At 32.9% G+C, this 23,973-nt stretch carries 19 protein-coding genes and 2 pseudogenes; 14 read left to right on the top strand and 7 right to left on the bottom strand.

All coding sequences use genetic code 11. From position 1 onward, the window contains the following. Nucleotides 1-128: 128 nt before the first annotated feature. The 5 genes and pseudogenes from AC0L5U_RS18030 (at nucleotide 129) to AC0L5U_RS18010 (ending at nucleotide 3,423) form a co-directional block, all read left to right on the top strand. Nucleotides 129-1,100, top strand: coding sequence for a M23 family metallopeptidase (locus AC0L5U_RS18030; RefSeq protein ID WP_473417823.1), 972 nt, complete (start codon nucleotides 129-131; stop codon nucleotides 1,098-1,100). Continuing rightward, the gene (locus AC0L5U_RS18025) at nucleotides 1,100-1,429 is read left to right on the top strand and encodes a MerR family transcriptional regulator (protein WP_473417822.1); all 330 of its coding nucleotides are present in this window, start codon (nucleotides 1,100-1,102) and stop codon (nucleotides 1,427-1,429) included. Before AC0L5U_RS18030 ends, AC0L5U_RS18025 begins: the two co-directional genes overlap by 1 nt. An 81-nt stretch (nucleotides 1,430-1,510) precedes the next feature. Beyond that, nucleotides 1,511-2,098, top strand: coding sequence for a LemA family protein (locus AC0L5U_RS18020; RefSeq protein WP_473417821.1), 588 nt, complete (start codon nucleotides 1,511-1,513; stop codon nucleotides 2,096-2,098). A gap of 24 nt (nucleotides 2,099-2,122) precedes the next feature. Then, a complete protein-coding gene (locus AC0L5U_RS18015; RefSeq protein ID WP_473417820.1) occupies nucleotides 2,123-2,563 on the top strand; it encodes a TPM domain-containing protein in 441 nt (146 codons plus the stop codon). Between the two features lie 9 nt (nucleotides 2,564-2,572). Continuing rightward, nucleotides 2,573-3,423: pseudogene (locus tag AC0L5U_RS18010) on the top strand (TPM domain-containing protein). A gap of 5 nt (nucleotides 3,424-3,428) precedes the next feature. On the opposite strand, the gene AC0L5U_RS18005 reads toward AC0L5U_RS18010, so the two are convergent. Both AC0L5U_RS18005 and der read right to left on the bottom strand, forming a co-directional pair. After that, entirely contained in the window at nucleotides 3,429-4,052 is a 624-nt protein-coding gene (locus AC0L5U_RS18005) for a hypothetical protein (RefSeq protein ID WP_473417819.1), read from the bottom strand. A gap of 2 nt (nucleotides 4,053-4,054) precedes the next feature. Next, complete coding sequence (der, locus tag AC0L5U_RS18000) at nucleotides 4,055-5,359, bottom strand: ribosome biogenesis GTPase Der (protein ID WP_473417818.1); 1,305 nt, start codon at nucleotides 5,357-5,359, stop codon at nucleotides 4,055-4,057. 142 nt (nucleotides 5,360-5,501) lie between these two features. Here der and AC0L5U_RS17995 point away from each other — a divergent pair, with 142 nt between their 5' ends. Further along, complete coding sequence (locus AC0L5U_RS17995) at nucleotides 5,502-6,008, top strand: GTP-binding protein (RefSeq protein ID WP_473417817.1); 507 nt, start codon at nucleotides 5,502-5,504, stop codon at nucleotides 6,006-6,008. Nucleotides 6,009-6,176: 168 nt separating this feature from the next. Here AC0L5U_RS17995 and AC0L5U_RS17990 read toward each other — a convergent pair whose 3' ends face one another. From AC0L5U_RS17990 to AC0L5U_RS17980, 3 genes and pseudogenes are all read right to left on the bottom strand, one after another. Beyond that, nucleotides 6,177-7,745, bottom strand: coding sequence for a choice-of-anchor I family protein (locus tag AC0L5U_RS17990; protein WP_473417816.1), 1,569 nt, complete (start codon nucleotides 7,743-7,745; stop codon nucleotides 6,177-6,179). A gap of 85 nt (nucleotides 7,746-7,830) precedes the next feature. Beyond that, nucleotides 7,831-8,714, bottom strand: a pseudogene (era, locus tag AC0L5U_RS17985) (GTPase Era). Nucleotides 8,715-8,834: 120 nt separating this feature from the next. Next, nucleotides 8,835-9,563, bottom strand: a complete 729-nt coding sequence (locus AC0L5U_RS17980) for an FKBP-type peptidyl-prolyl cis-trans isomerase (RefSeq protein ID WP_473417815.1) — start codon at nucleotides 9,561-9,563, stop codon at nucleotides 8,835-8,837. Nucleotides 9,564-10,081: 518 nt separating this feature from the next. On the opposite strand from AC0L5U_RS17980, the gene AC0L5U_RS17975 reads away from it, so the two are divergent. From AC0L5U_RS17975 to AC0L5U_RS17940, 8 genes are all read left to right on the top strand, one after another. Beyond that, complete coding sequence (locus tag AC0L5U_RS17975) at nucleotides 10,082-13,225, top strand: glycoside hydrolase family 2 TIM barrel-domain containing protein (RefSeq protein WP_473417814.1); 3,144 nt, start codon at nucleotides 10,082-10,084, stop codon at nucleotides 13,223-13,225. A gap of 13 nt (nucleotides 13,226-13,238) precedes the next feature. Further along, complete coding sequence (locus tag AC0L5U_RS17970) at nucleotides 13,239-14,363, top strand: glycoside hydrolase family protein (RefSeq protein WP_473417813.1); 1,125 nt, start codon at nucleotides 13,239-13,241, stop codon at nucleotides 14,361-14,363. A 6-nt stretch (nucleotides 14,364-14,369) separates the two neighbouring features. Continuing rightward, nucleotides 14,370-15,515, top strand: coding sequence for a family 16 glycosylhydrolase (locus AC0L5U_RS17965; protein WP_473417812.1), 1,146 nt, complete (start codon nucleotides 14,370-14,372; stop codon nucleotides 15,513-15,515). Between the two features lie 127 nt (nucleotides 15,516-15,642). Next, the gene (locus AC0L5U_RS17960) at nucleotides 15,643-16,923 is read left to right on the top strand and encodes a glycoside hydrolase family 117 protein (protein WP_473417811.1); all 1,281 of its coding nucleotides are present in this window, start codon (nucleotides 15,643-15,645) and stop codon (nucleotides 16,921-16,923) included. 279 nt (nucleotides 16,924-17,202) lie between these two features. Then, nucleotides 17,203-17,886, top strand: coding sequence for a family 16 glycosylhydrolase (locus AC0L5U_RS17955; RefSeq protein ID WP_473417810.1), 684 nt, complete (start codon nucleotides 17,203-17,205; stop codon nucleotides 17,884-17,886). Between the two features lie 43 nt (nucleotides 17,887-17,929). Then, entirely contained in the window at nucleotides 17,930-19,225 is a 1,296-nt protein-coding gene (locus AC0L5U_RS17950; RefSeq protein ID WP_473417809.1) for a glycoside hydrolase family 117 protein, read from the top strand. A gap of 187 nt (nucleotides 19,226-19,412) precedes the next feature. Next, nucleotides 19,413-19,769, top strand: coding sequence for an alpha-L-fucosidase (locus AC0L5U_RS17945; RefSeq protein WP_473417808.1), 357 nt, complete (start codon nucleotides 19,413-19,415; stop codon nucleotides 19,767-19,769). Next, nucleotides 19,666-20,973 (top strand): alpha-L-fucosidase, encoded by a 1,308-nt coding sequence (locus tag AC0L5U_RS17940; protein WP_473417807.1) that lies wholly within the window; start codon nucleotides 19,666-19,668, stop codon nucleotides 20,971-20,973. Before AC0L5U_RS17945 ends, AC0L5U_RS17940 begins: the two co-directional genes overlap by 104 nt. 80 nt (nucleotides 20,974-21,053) lie before the next feature. Here the strand turns inward: AC0L5U_RS17940 and AC0L5U_RS17935 are convergent, their stop codons facing one another. After that, nucleotides 21,054-21,344 (bottom strand): hypothetical protein, encoded by a 291-nt coding sequence (locus tag AC0L5U_RS17935; protein ID WP_473417806.1) that lies wholly within the window; start codon nucleotides 21,342-21,344, stop codon nucleotides 21,054-21,056. Between the two features lie 113 nt (nucleotides 21,345-21,457). After that, the gene (locus AC0L5U_RS17930) at nucleotides 21,458-23,941 is read right to left on the bottom strand and encodes a DUF5060 domain-containing protein (protein ID WP_473417805.1); all 2,484 of its coding nucleotides are present in this window, start codon (nucleotides 23,939-23,941) and stop codon (nucleotides 21,458-21,460) included. Between the last annotated feature and the right edge of the window lie 32 nt (nucleotides 23,942-23,973).

The following is a 23,973-nucleotide window of genomic DNA, read 5'->3' as shown; positions in this document are numbered from 1 at the left end:
TCTATAAACCTAATTTTTATTGGTATTCATATAAAGATTAAAATATTTAGAAGCCTTTAATCGTTTAGCATAAAAGTCAATATTTAATATTGAATTTTATTAGCTGCAAAAATAGTATAATTTAACTAATGAGTAAGGTAAAATATTATTACGATCCTGTATCGCTTTCTTACCGAAAAATTGAGCGCAAAAAACGAAATACGTTTAAGTTTATTTCTGTCTTTTTGTTAGCCTCAGCCCTTTTTGCTTTTATATTTGTTTTTATTGCTGGTCATTATTTTGAATCGCCTAATGAGAAAGCGCTTAAAAGAGAACTGACCAACATGCAATTGCAATTTGACTTACTAAATAAAAAAATGCAAGAAGCCGAAACTGTTTTGGCTAATATAGAAGATAGAGACAATAATATTTATAGAGTTTATTTTGAAGCAAACCCAATACCTGAAGAGCAAAGACGTGCTGGTTTTGGTGGTATAAATCGCTATAAAAACCTCGAGGGGTATGACAACACATCTTTGATAGTTAATACAAGTAAAAGATTAGATGTGTTGCAAAAGCAAATAGTAGTACAATCTAAATCTCTAGATGAGATTACTGTTTTAGCCGAAGAAAAGGAAAAACTCCTTACAGCAATACCTGCCATACAACCTGTTAGTAATGAAGACTTAACACGAATGGCTTCTGGTTACGGTATGCGAACCGATCCGTTTACCAAAGCAAGAAAAATGCACCGAGGCATGGATTTTACAGCCCCTAGAGGCACACCAGTTTATGCTAGTGGCGATGGTGTTGTAGTGCGTGCAGACTCTGGCTCTAGTGGTTATGGAAAACACATTAGAATCGATCATGGCTTTGGTTACATAAGTTTGTATGCGCATTTATACAAGTATAACGTTAGAAAAAACCAAAAGGTAAAACGGGGCGATTTAATAGGCTTTGTAGGTAGTACCGGGCGTTCTGAAGCACCACATTTACACTACGAAATATTTAAAAACGGAGAACGAATTAATCCAATAAATTTCTATTACGGAAGTTTAACTTCAGAAGAATTTAGTAAGCTTTTAGAGCACGCGACTTTAGAAAATCAATCCCTCGATTAATGCATATAGACTTACCAGAAAAAAGATATTACGGTATTGGCGAAGTTGCCAAGGCATTTGGTGTAAACACCTCTTTAATTCGTTTTTGGGAAAAGGAATTTGATGTACTTAAGCCTAAAAAAAATGCCAAAGGCAATAGAAAATTCACTCCAGAAGACATTAAAAACCTTAAGTTTATTTATCATTTAGTTAAAGAACGTGGCTTTACTTTAGAAGGTGCAAAAATTCACTTAAAAGAAGAAAAGCAGGAAGCTTTAAGTAATTTTGAAATTGTAAGTAAATTAGAGGATATTAAAAGTCAATTAATTAAGATAAAAGAACATCTTTAATTTTAAAATACTTAAAAAAGTAACTTTTTTGTAAGTTTTGAGTCTAACAAATAACACTAACATTTTATTAAAACTATTATCATGAAAAAATGGATTATACCAATTATAATTATCGCTATTTTAGCACTTTTTGGAATTAAAAGCTACAATTCGATGGTTGGATTAGATGAAGACGTCTCAGAAGCTTGGGGTAAAGTAGAAAGTTCTTATCAAAGACGTGCAGACTTAATCGACAATCTAGTAAGTACAGTTAAAGGTGCAGCCGATTATGAAAAGGGAACTCTTGAAGCCGTTATAAATGCTAGAGCAAAAGCTACTTCTGTAAATATTGACCCATCTAACATTACTCCAGAACAATTGGCTAAATTTAATGAAGTTCAGGGTGGTTTATCCGGTGCTTTAAAAAGTTTATTAGTTACTGTTGAGCGTTATCCAGAATTGAAGGCAAATAAAAACTTTTTGGAATTACAATCGCAATTAGAAGGTACTGAAAACAGGATTAATGTGGTGCGAGACCGTTTTAATGAAGCTGTAAAACCATACAATGAAGTTGTAAGGTCATTTCCAAATAATCTATTTGCTAGTATAATGGGATTTGATAAAAAAGCATATTTTGAAGCTGAAGCAGGTTCAGAAAAAGCTCCTGATGTTAATTTCGATTTTAAGTAACATTAGATAAGAAAACGCATTTCGATGTCTAACAAAATTGAAGATTTTCTTACTACTGATGAAGAACAAGAAATTGTTGAAGCTATTCGTATAGCAGAATTAAATACATCAGGGGAAATCAGAGTGCATATTGAAAAAACGTCCAACAAAGCTGCTCCCAATAGGGCTTTAGAATTGTTTCACACTTTAAAAATGGACAACACAAAACTCCAAAATGCTGTATTGATTTATGTTGCGGTAGAAGACAAAAATTTTGTGATTTATGGAGACGAAGGTATCAATAAAGTGGTAGGAACTAACTTTTGGAACAGCACTAAAGATATCATACAGTCTCATTTTAAAAATGGAAATTTTAAACAAGGCTTGGTAGAAGGTATCTTAAAATCTGGTGAGCAACTCAAAAAACACTTTCCCTATTCTGATTTAGATAAGAATGAGTTAACTAACGAGATTTCAAAAGGATAGGTTTTTAGTATGCAGTTTTCAGTTTTCAGTCTTAAATCGCAGATTAACTTACAAAAAGTACTTTTTGCTGTACTGCTTGCACTTTTTTCTTTTAGCTTTTCTTTTGCGCAGTATCAAATTCCGGAAAAACCAAGCTTCCAGACAAGTGTTTATGATTATTATAATTTATTAAACGCTTCTCAAAAAAAGGGATTAGAGCAAAAACTGATAAAATATTCAGATACTACATCAACTCAAATTGTAGTTACCATAATTCCTTCCACCAAAGGTGAAAACATTAATTATCTAGGTGCCAAATGGGGTCAGAAATGGGGAATTGGCCAAGCTAAAGAAGATAATGGTATTCTTATATTATTAGCACGAGATGACAGACGCATTGCTATAAACACAGGCTACGGTGTAGAGCACTTGTTAACCGACGCCATGTCTAAACGCATTATAGAACGCGACATTATCCCTTATTTTAAACAGAATGATTATTACGGCGGACTAAATAGAGGGGCTGATGCTATTTTTGAAGTAATGAATGGCGAATACAAAGGCTCGCGACAATCAAACAACAATGACTTCCCAATCGGTGTTGTTTTTTTATGATATTTATTTTTATCATTATACTCATCTCAATTTCTAAAAATCGTCGAGGTGGAGGTGGTAGAAATAGAGGTGACAGATCTAATAGCTCAGATTTATTAGAAGCCATTATTTTAAGCAACATGGGGCGCGGAAATTACCGAAGAGGCTCTTCCAGTTGGGGAGGAAGCTCTGGAGGTGGAGGATGGTCTTCTGGAGGCGGTGGCGGTTTTGGCGGCGGCTTCGGTGGTGGTGGCTTTGGTGGTGGCGGTGCTTCGGGGGGTTGGTAAAATTCTTAGTTATTAGAATTTTCCAAAATAGACAGTAAAATTTCTTTTTCAACCTGTTTAATATCTGCTTGTATCTGTGTAAGTTTAGTCAAAGTAGCAACTAAAGGAAATCCTTTAAAATTATAGACCAACCAATCATCAATATCTTTGCGTTTGTTGAACTTATTGGCAATATGTTTTTTAATTTCAGGAAATTCATTTTGAAATAGTTTTTCTACTTCAATTTGATAGTCATCAATATTTTTAACAAATACCTTTCCTTTTTCAGAATAGCCATTATCACTAAAAAATAATTCATCTGCCTTAGACGAATTATCCATTTCACTATAATTGGTTGGATCACTAATATTGGATGCCAGTTCCTGTTTCAATGAAGCAATATGATTGATTAAATTGGTAGAAATTGTATCAAGAGCTAATACTTTATCTGAATAATTTGTATTTCTAGCAACTGTTTTGAGCGAATCTAATCTTGTACTTGCAATTCTATTACTTTCAATTAGCTTTTCATTCATAATTTGAAAAGCACCTGTAACTTCTTTATTCAAACTTAACATAAACGTCCAAATAAAATAAAGCCCTAAAAGAGATAATACTATAATTAATAGAATGATACGTTTCTTACTCACAACTACTTCTTACGCATATAAACACTAATAGGTACTCCAGTAAATCCAAAATTATCACGTAATTTATTTTCTAAATAACGTTTATAAGAATCTTGTACATACTGTGGTAAATTACAGAAAAATGCAAATTGTGGTGTTGGTGTAGGTAATTGCATAATGTATTTAATTTTTACAAATTTACCTTTATATGCTGGTGGCGGATAATGTTCTATAAGTGGCAACAACACGTCATTTAACTTACTAGTTTTTATCTTTTTTGAACGATTTTTATACACTTCAACCGCTGTTTCAATTGCTTTAAAAATACGCTGTTTGGTTAATGCTGAAATAAAAACAACTGGCACGTCTGTAAAAGGTTCCATTTGCTTTTTAATCGCTTTTTCAAACTCTTTTACAGATTTATGGTCTTTTTCAACTAGATCCCATTTATTAACTAAAACTACTATACCTTTTTTGTTACGCTCAGCTAACCAAAAAATATTTTGAACTTGTCCGTCAAAACCTCTATTTGCATCTAAAACTAACAAACACACGTCACTATATTCAATAGCACGAACACTTCGCATTACAGAATAAAATTCTAAATCTTCTTTTACTTTAGATTTTCTTCTAATTCCTGCGGTGTCAACTAAATTGAATTCAAAACCAAAACGGTTGTATTTAGTATCTATGGAATCTCTGGTTGTGCCGGCTATATCGGTTACAATATATCTATCTTCGCCAATAAGCGCATTTATAAATGACGATTTACCTGCGTTAGGTCTTCCCACTACGGCAAACCTTGGTAAATCCTCTTCAATAACTTCTTCCTTTTCTGGAAGTGCTTCAACTAAAGCATCTAAAAGCTCTCCCGTTCCACTACCGTTAATACTTGCCACGGTGTAATAATCGCCTAAACCTAATGCATAAAACTCTACAGCATCTTCAGCACGCTTACCGTTATCTACTTTGTTAACTACTAAAAAAACAGGTTTAGAAACTTTTCGAAGTAATTTAGCAACATCTTCATCCATTCCTGTTACACCTGTTTCAACATCAACCATAAAAATTATAGCATCTGCTTCATCGATAGCCAACTCAACTTGTTTATCAATTTCAGCTTCAAAAACATCGTCGCTACCCTTAACGTACCCACCTGTATCAATTAATGAAAACTCTCTACCATTCCAATCGGTTTTACCATAATGGCGGTCTCTTGTAACCCCACTTACAGCATCAACAATTGCTTCTCGTTTTTGTATTAAACGGTTAAAAAACGTTGATTTCCCAACATTTGGTCTTCCTACAATGGCTACTATATTACTCATAATCTTAAAATTGTCTGCAAAGGTAGTAAACTCATCTTGACTTTTTGTTTTTAAGCGAAAATGAGTTTGAAATTTGTTTAGATGTATTCAAAATTTAGTATTGGAGAAAAAATAGTAATTTAACTAAGTAAATATTAAAGACATGCCTAGTAAAAATGATATTGTATTAAGACCTCGTTTTAAGATTGAATTAAACGAAAATAATGCGTCAATTTTAAAACGTTTTGAGGATTTAAAAACATCGCAATCTGATTTTAATGTAACAAGATTGGACAATCACGTTTTTATTAAATACCCAAAGAAAGAGCAACATTTTTGGTCGCCACAATTGCATTTGGAAATTGATGAAGTTAATGAAGACTCTAGTTTACTTCATGGCCTATTTGGTCCAAATCCAACAGTTTGGACTATGTTTATGTTCTTTCACTTTATAGTAGCTTCACTTTTTATTGCTTTTGGTATTTGGGCATATACCAATTGGAGTTTAAAAAATGATTATGCCATTCAATTAAGCCTGATGGTTTTAATGATTGTTATTTGGTTTGGGTTGTATTTTGCCGGAAGAATTGGTAGAGATTCTAGTAAAAAAGAAATGATGCAACTCCATGAGGTTATGGAAAACACCATTAATACAAAAAGCTCCAGTTAAAATAGGTACAACCGAAGCTTTTAAACTAACTAACTCAAATTCAACTAAATTTGTAGAGATGTACAAATATTGATTTACTAATCAAGAAGGTATCATTAAGTTTTGCTATTATCAAAAAACAAAGCATATTTAATTACTCTGGTTTTGAAATTAATTCATAATATACTTTTACTTTGAATAGATATTCAATGTAGCATCAACAGGAAACTCGTTTGACACCACCAATAAGATTCTTCCATTAGGACTATCAGTTGCCTCGATTACCAATAGTCCCTCAGGAGATGTATTTCTAAGTCTTTGGATAAAAACTGGATTATAGATATCATTCACATTATAAACCAACACATCCCCACTTCTTTCCAAACCTATTACTGCATAGGTATTATCCTCCTCTACAAAAGTAGTAACAGCCTCTGGCTCTGAACCTTTATCGTCTGATCTGTTTTCTGGATAATTTCCAAAATCAAAAAGCCCTTTAAACGTAAATTCGTTACCCGAATCGAACATTAACTCACCTGAAGTACTCCAAATGGAAAATGAACGCGCACCAAAACCATAAATTTGATCGATATCCCCGTCATTATCCGTATCGCCATTTGCAGTTGTAATTTTTAAACGCCCTAAGTTTTCCTTTTTTTGCAATTCTGTAGCATTGGGATATGCTGTTGCATCTAAGGTTAAATCTTCAACTCTTTCTTCTTCAGAATACCCATCATAATCCCTAGCATCTCCTTCATTGGCAGTTATAATATAACCCATACCGTTTACTTCAAAATAATCTATAGCGTCTGGTTGATAAAAACTCAAAACTGGCCAGTTGTTTAAGTTTCCAACCATATCGTCTTTATCACTAACATCGAAAAGAATTTCAGAATAATCTTTGGTACCTAATGGATAAATATCTGTAATGGTCTTGGAAGTTATGTCCAATTTTGCAATACCATTATTTTCCTGTAAGGCAATGTATGCTGTCTTAGAATCAGAGGATACAGTAACATATTCTGGCTCAACATCTTTATTTAAATCTGCTCCAGGGCCAAAAACTCTAAACCCTTTAGCTTCTAGAGTTGCTTCTTGAGTATTAAAACTGTCAAAATAAATTTGAGTTGCAGTTTTAGTTTCTACTTCAATTAAGGTTATAGAACCTTTTGGGTCTATAGTATAATCATCATTAGGTTCTCCTTCATTAGCAGCTATAATATATTTAGCATCTGGTGTAAAAGCAACCATATCTGGCAGAGCACCAGCAGTAATTTGCGCATATGGTGTTGTTAAATCGTCAGTTTTAAAAATAACAACTTTCCCATCATTTGTTTTAGTTGCAGCTTCGATAGCAATAGCTAAATAACCATTTTTACAAGCAACACTATTAACATTTCCGCCATAAGCAGTAATATCAATTGCTACTTTAACTTGCGGGTTGTCAAGATTAGAAATATCCACAACCTCCACCTCTTTTGCTTCAGCATTGGTAGAAAAAATAGTTTTGGTTACAGCATCATACGCTGAAATTTCAGGTACTCCATCTCCATAATTAATTTTGGCAGCGGTTGCGAAAAATGTAACATCCTGTCCATCTTTACCGTCCTGTCCATCGATACCATCTTGTCCATCTGTCCCATCGACACCGTCTACTCCATCTTTACCATCCACTCCTTCTTCGGCACAAGATGTTAATGTGATTAAAGTTCCTAAAAGAACAATACTAAATAATTTAAATGTGTTTTTGAATTCCATATTTTTTGGTTTGATTAATTAATCAACAAATATGAAACTCGTTATTAAAGCGAACGTTACGAAATTAAAAAGTTAAAGTTAGTATTTACTTCTTATTGTAACCAAAACGTTTCAGCTGGTTTTGATTACTGCGCCAGTTTTTATTTACTTTAACATACAATTCCAAATGAATTTTTTTATCAAAGAAGATTTCTAAATCTTTTCTAGCCTCTACTCCTACTCGTTTTAAGGCGCTACCTTTATGACCAATAATAATACCTTTTTGGGTTTCGCGTTCTACCATAATTACCGAACGAATTCTGATAATATTCTCTTCTTCAAAAAATTCTTCAGTTTCTATTTCAACAGCATATGGAATTTCTTTTTGTAATGAAGTAAAATCTTTTCTCTTATTTTTTCGTTGATAAAAAAGCGTTCTGGTTTATCAGTTAATTGATCTTTAGGGTAAAACGGAGGCGACTTTGGTAATAGATCAATAATACGATTAAAAACTTCTTTTACATTAAATCCTTCTAAAGCAGATATTGGAAAAATCTCTGCATTTGGTACTTTCTCTGTCCAAAGTTGCACTTGACTTTCTAATTGTTCTTGATTAGAGGTATCTATTTTATTTAAAAGCAGTAAAACAGGAATTTTAGAATTAGTTATTTTCTTGAAGAAGTTTTCATCTTTTAAAGCTTGCTCACCAATTTCAACCATGTAAATTAAAATATCGGCATCCTCGAAAGCAGATTTCACAAAATCCATCATAGAGGCCTGTAATTCATATGCTGGCTTGATAATTCCGGGTGTATCACTTAAAACAACCTGAAAATTCTCTCCATTTACTATCCCTAAAATTCTATGTCTTGTAGTTTGTGCTTTTGAAGTGATAATAGACAATTTTTCACCTACAAAAGCATTCATTAATGTAGATTTCCCAACATTAGGGTTACCAATTATATTTACAAAACCTGCTTTATGATTCATGTTGATTACGTCTTTAATAGTGCAAAGTTACAATCTTAAGGATTAGTGTAACTTTTTTAAACAAAAAAAACAGGAAGCATTATATACTTCCTGTTTTTTAATATTTAGAGAATTCTATTTTTATTTTACTATATCTAATAATTCTACTTCAAAAATTAACATAGAAAATGGTTTGATAGAACCACCTCTTGGTGTTGCTCCGTAAGCTAATTCCTGAGGTACAAAGAATTTATATTTAGAACCAACAGACATTAATTGTAAACCTTCTGTCCATCCTGAAATAACTTGAGTTACACCAAACTCAGCTGGTGTACCTCTATCTACAGAGCTATCAAAAACAGTTCCATCAATTAATGTACCATGGTAATGCACTTTAACTTTATCAGCTGGAGTTGGTTTTGCACCATCACCTTCTTTAAGTACAATGTATTGCAATCCACTATCTGTAGTCATTACTCCTTCGTTAGCAACGTTTTCTTTTAAGAATTTTTCGCCTTCCTCCTTAATTGGTGCAAATTTCTTTTCAGCTTCTTTTGCAGCTAATTCTTGCTGTCTCTTCATGATTTTTTCACGATTCTTTTGAAAGTATGCTTGTACTAATCCTGAAGCTGCTGTTTTATCCATTAACACAGTAGAAGAATCAACTGTATTTAGATAACCTGCCATAAACAAATCGTTATTGATATCTTCAAAGTTAGCACCAACGCTATTTCCAACATCCATACCAATTGCATAACTTACTGAGTCTATTTCAGTTTTTAATGCATCTTTAGAAACTGCTCCTGGATTTTTTTGACATGAAGCAAAACTTACTAAAATTGCCAATATTGATAATTTAATTAATTTCATAGTTATATGTCTTATTTTTAATTGTCGCCAAAAGTAACGAAATTAAGCACATAAAAAAAGAGGCAATTCTACATTTATGATAAATTTTAGAATTAGCGGTATTAAGCCATTTTTTGATTTCTCATTTTAATATAATTTAATCCTCTAGCAAAAACATAGAAAAAGAATAGCGTATTAACTTAATTGTTTTTTAAAATTCTTTATAGTTAAATTGAATTATATTAAAATGAGAAATCAAATCTACTAAACTAGGGCAAAAAATCGCTAAAAATAAAAATTACGGAAACGTTTCCGTAATTAAAGTTCTTTTCGGAAACGTTTCCGAGAATACATTTCCGTAATTTGGTTGTTTTAACAACTAATTTCAGGTTACTTTATGATCTAATTACATCAGTTTAATTTTTATTTAAAAAAAGAAAACTGTAACATTTTAAAATGAAAATATCTTTTGACCGTTTTAGTTGGATTAGAAAATCTTATGAAATGAAAACTACAGCCCTTTTAATTATAGCTTTTTTTTGATTGGTTGCCAATCTGAACGAGATGTTTTAGAAAGCAATGTTTTATCATTAAACGGAAACTGGAAATTCCACACTATCTATGGAGAAGGCTCAAATTACCTGAATATCAAAGTTTCAAAAAACGATTTGGTAATTGATAATAACGACGCTAGTGTTAAAACCCATGGCAAATGGAAATCTTTAAAAACTGGTGCCCGAAATTCAAAGTTTTATGGCGAAGATTATTTAAAACACAATTACACAATTACAGATCTTAATGGAAGCAATAAGGCAGATAGTTCGTATGTTAGGTTTTATCCAAACTTTAAAACTTCTGGGTATTATGAAGTATTTACAAAGTTTCCGTTTGCTTCTCATCTTACAGCTCAATACAATATTAGGCACACAGAGGTTATTACTACTAAATATGTAAGCCAAAGAACTATTTGTGGGGAATGGATTAGTTTAGGCGTCTATAACTTTAATAACAAAGACCAAAACTATGTTGAGCTTACTGCCATTGTTAGTGGAACTGTTGCTGCAGATGCTGTGATGTTTAGGAAAATTTCTAAAGGAAAATATTTAACAGCAAAAGAAGAACCAAATCAAGTATTTAAATCCAATTTTGATGATTCTAACTGGTATGATTTAAAAGTACCAGGGCATTGGGGCATGATTAATGATTTTTCCAACTATACAGGAAAAGCTTGGTATCGTAAAAATATTGACCTTCCAAAACATTGGAAAAAAGCATCAGATAACAGGTATTATTTAAAGTTTGATGGCGTGTATCATCTTTCTAAAATTTACCTCAACGGGAAATTTATTGGAAAAAACAGAGGTGGTTTTACCCCTTTTGAATTTGATGTTACCAATGATTTAAATTTCGACGGAAAAAATATAATTGCTGTACAAGCAGATAATAGTGCCATTGTTGGAGCAACTTGGAACTGGGGTGGTATTATTAGAGATGTGAAAGTAACAAAAAACAAAGATGTTAGAATAGACTATCAATACATACATGCAAACCCTAATTTAAAAACTGGCACGGCACAACTAAAACTAAGGGTTAAAATTGAAAATAATTCATCTAAAAAAAGAACAATTGATGTCAATTCTAAAATATTTGATAAAAATAAAATAGGAGCTTTAAATGGTACTGTTGAAATTGAACCAAACACCACAAAAAGTATTCATTTAAAGTCCGAATTAAAATCTGATGATGTAAAATTATGGCATTTTGACAATCCGAAGTTATATCAAATACAAACGATTATTTCTGAAAAAGGGACTATTTTAAACGAAAGGAAAGACAACTTTGGAATTCGGAAAATTGAACTTACAGATTCCAAAGTTTTACTAAATGGCGAACCTGTACGTTTAGCGGGTTTTAACCGTGTAAGTGAACATCGTTTTTGGGGCTCTTCTGAACCTTTGGAAGTTTTAGATAAAGATGTTGACCTGATGAAAGAAGCTGGTGCTAATTTTATGAGAATTATGCACGGGACACAAAATGAAAAATTGATTGAGTTATGTGATAAAAGAGGGATTCTTATTTTTGAAGAGATTAATGTAAGAGATTTAGATAACGATGAATTTAGATCAAATTATTATCCGCTTTCAAAATTCGAAAAAAAAACAAGCTTAAACATAAACCCAGAAAATGAAGAAATTTTAATGTTAGACGAACCTTATATTAAAGTTACTAAAGCACATGATTTTAAAATCTCAGAAAACAACTATTTCCTGTCCAAATATTGGTTAAAAGGTATGATAGAACGGGATTTAAACCACCCAAGTATTATTGGCTGGAGTGTTGGTAACGAGTTAAATAATCATATGGCATATGGCAAAGCGGCTATGGATTATGTGAAAAAAGAGCTAGACCCTTATCGATTGGTAACTTGTGTGAGCAATTCTGGTCAAAAAGATTATACACCAGAAACAGACCCTAATACTTATGCAGATGTAATTATGCATAATATGTACCGTTGGCAAGGAGAGCCACAAAAAATCTTAAATACTTTAAGAACCAAATGGCCAGATAAACCCATTTTTATATCAGAATTTGGTTTTGATCCTTTCCCTTCAACGGAGCTAGATGGAGACAAAGAAATATTTTCAGAATGGATTAATAACTTCAGATATAAAAATGAGTTTGTTATCGGAACTTCAATGTGGACATTTAACGATTACAGAAGTAGTTATGCAGGTACTACCGCTGAAGAAAATAGAGTTTGGGGTATTATTAATTCATGGCGACAAAAACGTACTCTATTTAATCGCATTAAAAAAGAACATGCGCCTGTTAAAGCTATTGAAGTATCTAACATAGATTTTAATGAGAACACAGCCAATATAAAAATACAAATTCGTGACTTAAAAGATTACCCAAATTATGCAATGAATAATTATAAGTTGGTCTATGAATTTAGAAATTTAAAAGGAGAATCAGTAGTTTCTGAAAGTTTAAACCTTCCAAGATTGAGCCCCGAAGATGGAGAGTGGTCAGGCAAAATTACTTGGAAACAACTACCAATATGGGAGCCGTTACCAAAAAACATTTTAGATTTTACTGTTAAACTAGTTAGTCCTAATAATTATGTGCGTTTTGAAAAAATAATGTCTTACAACACACCTCCTACTTCAAGTATTACTCAGATTTTGTCGGGCAATAATAGAGTAAGAGTTCTTTTTGATCATGTAATAGGAGCTACTGAATATTTTGTGACTTATAAAAATTCAAACGGAAAAGAAATAAAATCGGTTAAAACCATTTCAAACTATATCGATATCGATAATTTAAATAATCACACAACTTACAATTTCAAAGTATTTGCAACAAACGATAAAGGCTTAAGTGAAGCATCAAAAACTGTTGAAGGCAAACCTAACGGAAATCTTTTACCACCTATTATTTGGGATAGTTTTATAACAGATAGTAAATTAGTAATTGGTTATTCTTCTGATTTTGAAGATGGCAATTATATTGTGAGATATGGAGCTTCAAAAGATAACTTAGATATTGAATTTATATCCAATGTTAGAGGTATGATGACTATTGATTTAAATGGAGAAGACGAAGTTTTTGTACAAATAATGAGAATTACAACCAAGGGAGAAAGTAATTGGTCTCAAATCATTAAATCAACTAAAACCTAAAATTTATTTTAAGATGAAAAATTATATTTTTTTCACATTTGTATTATTAACTTTATTTGTAGCATGCTCAGGCAAAAAGGACAAAAAAGAAAGCATTTCAAATTCAGAGATAATTGAAAACTTTAAAATAGAACTAGGTAAAGTATCACAAAAATCTATTTTTAAAAGTGACACTATGAGTATTTGGGGTGGTTCGCTAGTTAAAGGAGAAGATGGTTTGTACCATATGTTTTATGCACAATGGCCAAAAAAAATAGGTTGGGAATGGGTAAACTATTCTATAATCTCTCATGCTGTTTCAGAATCCCCATTTGGACCTTTTAAACATAAAGATGATGCCTTACCTGATCGTGGGTCAGAATTTTGGGATGGTTCTACAACGCACAATCCAACCGTCCATAAATTCAACGGGAAATATTATTTGTATTATATGGGAAATACTGGTGACAAGAAAATTGTTAGTGTTCCTGGAAAAGCAAAAATTAATTGGGTGCATAGAAACAATCAACGTATTGGTGTTGCTGTAGCTAATTCCCCTAATGGTCCTTGGCGACGATTTGACAAACCTGTTTTGGATATTTCTTCAGATGAAAATGCTCACGATGCATTAATGACATCAAACCCATCCGTTTGCCAAATGGATGATGGAAAAATACTTATGGTGTATAAAGCCGTAGGTAAAAAAAGTAAATTACCTAACGGCGGCCCAGTTATACATATGGTTGCAATTGCAGATAACCCGACAGGACCATTTAAAAAATATCCCAATCCTATTTTCACTTTTGAAGGAGAAACATTCCCAGCAGAAGACCCATACATATGGTATCAAGACGGAAAATATCGTGCTATTGTAAAACGTATTAAACACGAAGGAAAACAACGCCTTTTCTCTTTAGTACATTATGAATCTTTAGATGGTATCAAATGGAATCAAGGAAAATATTTTGAAATTTCAGATAGAACGGTAACATGGGAAGATGGGAGTTCACACAAATTCGATCATCTTGAACGTCCACAAGTTTTCATTGAAAATGAAGAGCCAATAGCATTGTTATGCGCTGCTGATAGTATAGATATCAATAATATTCGCCATTCGTTTAATATTCAAATTCCTTTGAAGATCATTAAAGAAAAATAGAATTCAATGGCTAAATATATTTATTTCCTTTTAATACCATCTTTATTACATTCAGGTATCATAATAGCTCAATTACCTTCAGAAATTAAAGACAATTATAAATTGGTATGGCAAGATGATTTTAATTATTCAAACGAAGCACTTGATATAAACTGGGAATCGCAAAATAGTTCTAGCGGACATATTCTCTGTAGCCGATGGCGGGAAAATGCCATTGTTGAGAATGGTGTTTTGCGTTTAGAAAACAGAAAAGAAAAAAGAGGCGGACAAAATTGGACATCAGGAAGTATTTGGACCAAGCAAAAATTCAAATACGGTTATTTTGAATGTCGGTATAGGTATGCTTCAGCCGGAGCTACAAATAATTCTTTCTGGCTCATGACACGAGGTGGGGAACCAAAAAAAGGCAAAAAATTTGAACTCGACATTAATGAAGGACATTTTCCAAATGAGGTAAACACCAACATTCATCAATGGACTGATGTTACAATTGATAAAAAAGGTAAAAGAAAACATTTTTCTAGTCATAAAGGATTTTCATTTGGAGCAAAACCAGATTATTCAATTCAGCTAGAAATTCCTATTGAAACAAAAAAAGTGAGGTTAATTTCCAACAACCAATCAAGATTCAATCTAAGGGAGTTTAGAATTTATGGCGTAAATAAAAATGGGAATTACCCAAAAGTGTTATCGAAAACTGCCGATTCTGATGTTGAAGGTTTAATAAATTATACTAGAAGCGAAAATGTAACTATCACTACAAGCGGTTCATTTAAAAATAAAGATTCATCCACTAATTTAACCGATGGTAATCCATTCAGTTATTGGACAACACAAAACGATAATCAAAAATGGGTGGAATTTGAATGGAAAAAAGACATTACAGTAGGTTGCATTCAATTTATTAATGGTTGGAAAGACACCCACGGGAATTGGAATAGCTTAATTTCAGACTATAAAATTCAATATCTAAAAGACGATAAATGGATTGACATCTCTGTACTTGATGTTACAAAAGATTACAATTTTGCAGACAATTATCATACCTACGGATTAGAATGGACCGAAAAAGAACTTGTTTTTTATTTTGATGGAAAAGAATTAAGACGAGAAAAAACGACTTTTGTTACAGCGAAGTTCCTATTTTCTTGAGTCTTGCTATTATAAAATGGAGCGGCACTATAACTGATGCTATTGATGGTACTAGTATGAAAGTAGATTATGTTAAGTATTATCAAAAAAAGTAAAACGATTACACACAAATAAAAAACTAATTATTATGAAATGTCTTGAAATAAGTCTGGTAATATTCCTTTCAATTATATTTTTCTCATGTACTGAAAACATTAAAAAAGAAGATGTGATAACTCAGGAAATTTCAAACACGTTAAGTGGTTACCCTTGGGATATTCCTCAAACAAAACCTAATCGCCCTTTAAGTAAAGCCATGGAACGCTTGTATGATAATTACATGGCTCCTCGCCCCCAAGATAATGAGTTGTTTTCCGCATTTAAATACACTCGATTAAAAGGTTTCAATTATAATAATGGAGATGGTACTATTTCAAGAAGAGATCCTTCAAAAATCATCAAAGAAAACGGAAAATACTATGTTTGGTATACAAAGCGAGATACCGAATTTCCCCCGGTTGGATTTTCAAATGCACATTTATCTACAGATGTAATTCCATCAGCCGATTGGGATTTATGCGATATATGGTATGCCACCTCTGATGATGGGTTTACTTGGAAAGAACAAGGAGTAGCTATAAACAGACCAAAAAAACCAGCTGTTGGTTGGCGTTCTGTAACAACCACAGATATTTTAAAATGGAAAGGTAAATATTATTTATACTATCAGGCATTTATGGAGGCTAGTGGCACTAAAGGGGACCATTGTCCTGTAGCTGCTGCGTATGCAGATTCTCCTGATGGCCCTTGGACAAAAGTGAATAAGGTCATTATCGAAAACGGAGCATCTGGTACTTGGGATCAACACTCAATTCATGACCCTTACCCATTGGTTTACAATGGATTTATATACGTGTATTATAAAGCTGCATACGGGGATCGTCCTGATTATTTAGTAGGAAATGGATTGGCTATTGCAGACAATCCTCTAGGTCCTTTCAAAAAACATCCATTAAATCCATTATTTAATTCTGGACATGAAACGGCATTATTCCCTTTTAAGGAAGGTGTTGCCGCATTAATCACTAGAGATGGAAACGAAAATAACACCATCCAATACGCATCTGATGGTGTAAATTTTGATATCGCTTCTGTAACGCATTTAATGCCTTTTGCTGCAGGCTCTTATGTGCCAGATGCCTTTAACAGCAACGGAAACGGCAGAGGAATTACTTGGGGACTTTCACATTTTACAAACATGGGAGAACGAGGGAAAAACTATGGAATTTTGGCACGTTTTGATTGTGACTTAAGCCTTGACCTTCATGATCCTCAAATGAAAGAACCCCGACTTTATTTAGACCCAGAGATTTATTTTTCAAAACCATTAAGTAAAAAACAGTTAGAGCGCATTAAGTATAAAAAATAAAAACGTTTTGTTATACAAATAAAAACATGCCTTTCCTTTATCAAGCTTGTATTGAGTTAATTTTACTTCATAGAATTATTCCAAATAAAACATGAAACTAAAATCTCATCAGTTACCCTTTTCATTATTATTTTTCTCTTTATTTTTAATCTCGGTAATTCTCAAGATTTAACAATTCCCAAGAAAAACTATACCGATTCTGTAAATCTGAATAATGCAATTGCGAGACAAAATAATAAATTCCCACTTTCTGATCAACAAGATTCAAAAAACTGGAAATTGTTAAAACAGTTTTCAGATGAATTTGAATCTAACAAATTAAACGAAGTAAAATGGTATCCCAACAACCCTAAATGGAAAGGTAGACCACCAACTTATTTTCATGGTTCTAACGTGAGTTTAGAAAAAGGAGAATTAGTTATTAGAGTAAATAAACATGGAGAAGAAAAGCTACCTGAAAGCTTCACACATTCAACAGGCTTTATAAAAAGTAAAAACAAGTTCTTATATGGCTACTTTGAAGCTGAAGCAAAATTAATGGATGCCCCATGGGTTTCAGGGTTTTGGATGACTAATGTTTCAAAAAATTGGTGGACAGAAATTGATATATGTGAAAATGCACCTGGATTATCATATAACAGACATGATTTAAATTCTAACATACACGTTTTCAAAGCTCCAGAAGACAAAGGCAATGTAAAAAAACATTTTTCTAGAAATAAAAAATATTATTTTTCTAAAGAGTTACAAGCAGATTATCATGTTTGGGGATTGGAATGGACGAAAGATTATATTCGATTTTATATAGATGGCATCCTGTTTAGAGAAGCAAAAAACACGCATTGGCACCAACCGTTAGAAGTTAATTTCAACTGTGAATCTAACAAATGGTTTGGAGCACTTCCTGATGATAACCGCTTAAATGGCGAGTATCATGTAAAATACTTCAGGGTTTGGAAGTAAAAATATTTTATATTAGTATCAATTCTATAACACACCAAATAATATGTCTTTTAAACTGAGTATTTTAACCTTAATTTTTCCTTTATTTCTATTTAACTGTGAAACAAACTCTAAAGAAAAAGAACCAACAAAAGAGATAATACAATCAGATAAAAAATTTCCATATAAACTCCCAATGGAAAAACCTGACATACCCTTAAGTCGTGCTTTAGAAAGAAATTACGATGCCTATATGGGGCCAACACCCCAAGATAATGAATTGTATTCTCAGTTCAAATATACAGAGCTAAAGGGCTTTGATTATAACAATCATGATGGTACTATTTCAAGAAGAGACCCTTCTAAAGTTATATTTCATAATGGAAAATATTATGTGTATTACACGTACAGAAATACAAAAACACCACCAATAGGTCTTAGCAATGCAGATAAAGCAACAGATATAATACCATCTGCTGATTGGGATTTATCTGAAATTTGGTATGCCACTTCAAAAGATGGTTTTACATGGGAAGAGCAAGGCGTAGCTGTTCCAAGACCTCCTAAACCTAATGTAGGTTGGCGTTCTGTAACTACCACAGATGTTTTAGAATGGAAAGGTAAATGGTATATTTACTACCAAGGCTTTATGGAAGTGAGTGGTAAACGAGGAGACGACTGCCCTGTTGCAGTTTCTTATGCCGATTCTCCTGATGGTCCTTGGACACCTTATAATAAAATTGTAATTCCCAATGGAGGAAAAGGCGAATGGGATCAATTTTCTATACATGACCCTTATCCATTAGTTTACAAAGGAAAAATATATTTATATTATAAATCCGATTTTAATGGTAGACCAAACAATATAAGAATGCAAGGGTTAGCTACTGCTAATAACCCTCTAGGACCATTTACGAAGCACCCATTAAACCCCATTATGAATTCTGGGCATGAAACAACAATGTTCCCTTTTAAAAATGGCATTGCAGCTTTAGTTATTCGTGATGGTAATGAACATAATACTATTCAATTTGCTGAAGATGGTGTAAACTTTGAAATTGCTGCGATTAGTAACTTATTACCTAACGCTGGTGGCCCATTTATTCCTGACGCATTTACTAATACTAAAGATGGACGAGGCATTACTTGGGGTATTTCACATTTTACAGCGGTAAACGGATGGAGCACAAATCATGCTGTATTGGCTCGTTTTGATTGTGATTTAAGTCAGGATATAAACGACCCTAATATGAAAAAGAATCATGTTTATTATAAACCAGAACACTATTACAAGCACGGTTTAAATAAAGCTCAAAAAGATAGAATTAATGCCAATAACAAAGCTTTCATTGGAAATTAAATTCGAATAAATTTATATGATTTAAGGTCTGCCCTAGTTTTTTAAAGCAGACTTTTTATATTTCTTAATCACAGTATTTTGAACATATGTTGTGCTTTTTACACCTTCTGAACCTGTAAAAACCCAATAATACGTTTAATTTGGCTATCATAATAAGCTTACATGAGCTAACCATAATTCTTTTAAAATGAAATTTATCAGTTTGCGTTTATTTCTCTCATTCATCTTAATATTAATTGTTATTACCCCTATCGATGGTCAAGAAAAAGAAACCTATAATAAATCATGGGAATCTATTGAGAAAGTAAATCCAGCTCCAGATTGGTTTAAAGATGCTAAATTAGGTATTTATGCACATTGGGGACCTGTTTCTTCAGCCTTTGAAGGTGCAGATCCTAATAAATGGTACGCAGGTTGGCACGGAATGAAAATGTATGTTGATGGTAAAATTGTGGAAAGTAATAACGGAAAACCTTCAACAAATTTCACGCATCACAAAAAAATACGGTCACCCAAAAAAGTTTGGTTACAAACATATTATTGAACAATTTGATACCTCAGGTTTCGACGCTAAGAAATGGGCAGATTTATTTGCAAAATCGGGAGCTAAATTTGCTGGCCCAGTAGCAATGCATCACGATAATTTTGCAATGTGGGATAGTAAAGCTACACGATGGAATTCAATGAATTATGGAGGAATTGATCCTTCAGCAGCACTCAAAAAAGAAATTGAAGCAAAAGGCATGAAATTTATGGGTTCTTTCCATCATGCGTTTACTTGGAAATACTTTGCTCCTGCACATGCTCATGGAGGTATAAAATCAAAAGATTATGATTTATATACTAATCCACATTCGTTAGATTCTGATACTCCAGATGAACAATTTTATAAAGATTGGTGGGCAAAATTAAAAGAGTTTATTGATGTGTATCAACCAGATTTAATTTGGTTTGATTGGTGGCTGGAGAATATGACTGAAGAATCACGTTTGAAATTCTTATCATATTACTACAATAAAGGTTTAGAGTGGAACAAGGACGTTGCTGTATGTTATAAAGAAACAACCTTTACTGAAACAACCGCGGTTAAAGATTATGAACGTGGACGTCCAAATCAACCAAAAGAGAATCTTTGGTTAACCGACACCTCTCCAGGTGCTTGGTTTTATCGTCCCGGAGCAAAATTTAAAACGCCAAATGAGTTAATTGATATATTGGTAGATATTGTTTCTAAAAACGGATTAATGTTACTAAATGTACCGCCAAACCCTGATGGTTCAATTCCTAAAGTCATGGAAGATTTACTAATTAACATGGGTGCTTGGTTAGCAGTTAATGGCGATGCTATTTATGGGACCAGACCATGGACTATTTTTGGCGAAGGTCCTACAAGATTACCAGAAGGTGGACATAAAGTGGAAGAAAAAATAAAAATTGAGTATAAGAATACAGACATACGTTTTACAAAGAAATCTGATAAAGAGTTTTACGCCATCGTTATGGATAAACCTGAGGATGAAATAGTAATTAAATCTTTAACTACTCAAATTGGTCTTTTAAATTCTAAAATTATAAACATAGAATTATTAGGAAGTACTGAAACTATAAAATGGGAACGTAATAAAAAAGGTTTGATTATTCAAACACCTAAAGAATTACCAACTGATTACGCACATGCATTCAAGATAGTTTTAGAAGGTTACACAGAAAACAATATTGGTGGTGATGTTAACGCACATACGGAATAAAAGGTTAATATTATTATTACTCAGAAAAAAGGCTTGTAATTCAAAAATCACAAGCCTTTCTTTATTATACTTAAATAAACTTATTCTGGTATATATTCTAAATCTGTAGTCAAAATAAACTTATCGAATTCAAAACCATCTTCTCGCATTGAGAAAGAAATAATATGATTTCCAGCTTCTTTTACGTCTAGATATATATTTTGTGGCACACCACAATGTTCCTCTTGAGTGCGTTGCGCTGAAGACCATGTCCATTTATTTTTACCTTTACACCATTGCATTCTTGCACCACTTTCTGGCCATTCTCCGTCAATTCCAACATGTAGACCGTTATCCTCACTTCCGGTGGAAAATGCTTTTACTCCATACATAATATTTCCCTGGTGTGGTAAAATTTATTTTATAGGAAACCATACCTCCAACCCCAGGCTTTGGGAAAAAATTCTCTTCTACTACAAGGTCATCGTCATGTGTGACACGAGTATCAGGTAACGCTTCCAAATATGCATATCCACTCAGCTGTACTCGAATGGTTTGTATAAGTAGCTTCTTGAAAAGGCATACGCTCTGTTTTAGATATCACATACCATTCTCGTGGAGAATCATTAGCAGATTTATAATGAAATGCTTCTGCCTCTATCTCAACCTTTCCTGATTTCTCTTCAAATGAATTCTTATCTTTTAAGAATGCTTTCAGTTGCTCTTTAGAATTTGATAACAAACCATTTGGAGCTAATTCCAAACTACTCCAACGCCCTCTAGACCAAGCTGTTTCATCATTTTCAGGAATTTTTCCATTTGTTACGGCTTTAGATTGCACTTCAATTATATCTTTTGTATTTAATACTAATGCACCTATTTTGTGTGTAACATTTTCAAAACTAGCTTCAGTTTTTGGATTTTCAATGCGCGCAACCACTTCTCCATTAATAAGAATTCTATAGATAGATTCCCCATCATTTTCTGTCATGGTTTTTAACAATCCATTGTATACACCTGATTTCCCTTCAAATATAGTTCTCGCTGAAGCAAAAACATCTCTTTGCATCTTATCAGCAGCATTTATTGCTAATGCGCCATTTCCTTTATCTGTATAGTATATAGCTTTTGACACATTAAGTATTTCAAAATCTTTAATAGCTTTCAACTTCCATAGCTTAGATACTTTAGTCTCATTTTGAGACGCTTTACTTTTTGAGACTAATAATGCTACCCAGTCTTTAGAATTATCGGGAGGCAAACCTATAGAACGCATACCACCGCCTTTAACGCCGCTCACACTACCCTTATGCATCTTTCCTCCTGTTCTAGGGTTGTACCATTTTATACTAAACTTAGCATTAGTATTCAACAAATTAATTTTAGTATCTTTTACTTCAGGTAAGTATACAATATAGGTTTTACCGTGGTCTGCCAAAACATAATCATTTTTTGTGTCGGTTAATCCATTCGCATTAAACATATTTTCAAAAGGCACATTGGCTTTAAAAAACTCCAAAGCATATCGTGTCTGATTCCAAAGTATATCTCTAGAACGCCAATCTTCACATTTTAAATCATTGTGCGCAAACTTATAGCCAAAATACCATTCTACTCCAGCACCACCTGCCATTAAATTCCCCCATAATACATGATGACGGATATAATCATGATCTGGATCATCTACATCAGGTTTTGCTCCAGTATCTGCTGGTCCAATTTCATCTTGACAAACCACCCATTGTTTGTCTGATTTTTTTGAATTATTAATCCATTTTACAATAAGGTGATGCACATCGTGAGGGTTGGCCGTTTGCATTGATGGACCATCTAAAAACTCATACCCAACTAATGGATTTAAAAACTCATCCTGAGAATGGGTAGTGGCATGGGTATGTAATACAATTAAATTCTCATAAGGATCATTCGTTTTAATATATTTAGCCATTGCCTTTCTATCATCGTCCGATTGCCCTTTTGGAGTCCAATGTAAAGGACCATTCTCTTCTCCTAAATTCCATGTTACACCAAGATGATGCGAAAATCTAGCTATCAACTCCCTATAATACAGTTTTCGTTGTGTACCAAGTTCTCCTATATCTAAAAGTAATTCGTTTTCAGTTTCTTGTGTTACTATATGTAGCATTAAGCCTAAATCATCCATATGATCAAAAACTACCTCCCATTGGTCTAGTTTACTACAATCAAAACGATAGCGCTCATTAATATTAATCCACGGCCAAACATCATTACCATCCCCTTGTACATTCATGGTTAAAAAATATACTGAGTTCATTCCCTTAGATGCTAAATAATTTAGCGCGCCTATTATGTTTTTTCCCTTATTATCTTGCCATACAGGATCTCCAGTTTTCCAATCTTGAGCATGAGGTTCGTATTTATGAGAATCTTTGGTGCCATCAAATTCATAATAACCCAGAAAATTCTCAGGACTATCAGCTCCACCTTTCAGAAACGCTTCGTTAGTATCAGCATATTTCAGATACCTTGTTCCATCATATTTAAGACGACCTTTAACTTGAAAATCAGATCCATTACCATCATTTTCTTCAATAGTGAATTGACCTGTTACCCCATCAAAAGCTAATGGTTTACCTGCGTTCACATCATTACTTACAGCTACATTATCCCCTTTTCTAAAAGATACTTCATATTGCCATTCACCAATTTCATCTGGTGTAAATCGTACTTGCCAAATTTTACCCGAAGTTGCACCTGTTTCCGAAGCATTTCCATCAGCTGCATAAAACCCTGGAATTGTAATAACTTTACCTTTATTTTTAAACTTTACATTCAAACGGTAATTCAAAAAGGGGTTGTCCGCATCGTTTTCGCTTAGTGCTTCTCCTTGAAAACTTAAAGTTACTTTATGCCATTTTTTTAGTTTACCACTTATTTTAGTTGTAACGTCTTGAGCAAAAACAAGGGTCGAACTAATAATGGATATTCCTAAAAAAAATAATTTCACACTCTTAATTTTAAACATTTTATGGATAATAT

Source organism: Jejuia sp. G7-7 (genome assembly GCF_055808955.1).
Note: the sequence above shows the minus strand (reverse complement) of the source record. Positions and strands in the feature narration are given on the sequence as shown.

Excerpts from the sequence above, each read along its gene's own strand:
- AC0L5U_RS17960 (WP_473417811.1), top strand. The coding sequence starts at position 15,643 with ATGAAATGTCTTGAAATAAGTCTGGTAATATTCCTTTCAATTATATTT.
- der (WP_473417818.1), bottom strand. The coding sequence starts at position 5,359 with ATGAGTAATATAGTAGCCATTGTAGGAAGACCAAATGTTGGGAAATCA.
- AC0L5U_RS17945 (WP_473417808.1), top strand. The coding sequence starts at position 19,413 with ATGAAATTTATCAGTTTGCGTTTATTTCTCTCATTCATCTTAATATTA.
- AC0L5U_RS18020 (WP_473417821.1), top strand. The coding sequence starts at position 1,511 with ATGAAAAAATGGATTATACCAATTATAATTATCGCTATTTTAGCACTT.
- AC0L5U_RS17970 (WP_473417813.1), top strand. The coding sequence starts at position 13,239 with ATGAAAAATTATATTTTTTTCACATTTGTATTATTAACTTTATTTGTA.
- AC0L5U_RS18025 (WP_473417822.1), top strand. The coding sequence starts at position 1,100 with ATGCATATAGACTTACCAGAAAAAAGATATTACGGTATTGGCGAAGTT.
- AC0L5U_RS17990 (WP_473417816.1), bottom strand. The coding sequence starts at position 7,745 with ATGGAATTCAAAAACACATTTAAATTATTTAGTATTGTTCTTTTAGGA.
- AC0L5U_RS17940 (WP_473417807.1), top strand. The coding sequence starts at position 19,666 with ATGGTAAAATTGTGGAAAGTAATAACGGAAAACCTTCAACAAATTTCA.
- AC0L5U_RS18030 (WP_473417823.1), top strand. The coding sequence starts at position 129 with ATGAGTAAGGTAAAATATTATTACGATCCTGTATCGCTTTCTTACCGA.
- AC0L5U_RS17935 (WP_473417806.1), bottom strand. The coding sequence starts at position 21,344 with ATGTATGGAGTAAAAGCATTTTCCACCGGAAGTGAGGATAACGGTCTA.
- AC0L5U_RS18015 (WP_473417820.1), top strand. The coding sequence starts at position 2,123 with ATGTCTAACAAAATTGAAGATTTTCTTACTACTGATGAAGAACAAGAA.
- AC0L5U_RS17980 (WP_473417815.1), bottom strand. The coding sequence starts at position 9,563 with ATGAAATTAATTAAATTATCAATATTGGCAATTTTAGTAAGTTTTGCT.
- AC0L5U_RS17950 (WP_473417809.1), top strand. The coding sequence starts at position 17,930 with ATGTCTTTTAAACTGAGTATTTTAACCTTAATTTTTCCTTTATTTCTA.
- AC0L5U_RS17965 (WP_473417812.1), top strand. The coding sequence starts at position 14,370 with ATGGCTAAATATATTTATTTCCTTTTAATACCATCTTTATTACATTCA.
- AC0L5U_RS17995 (WP_473417817.1), top strand. The coding sequence starts at position 5,502 with ATGCCTAGTAAAAATGATATTGTATTAAGACCTCGTTTTAAGATTGAA.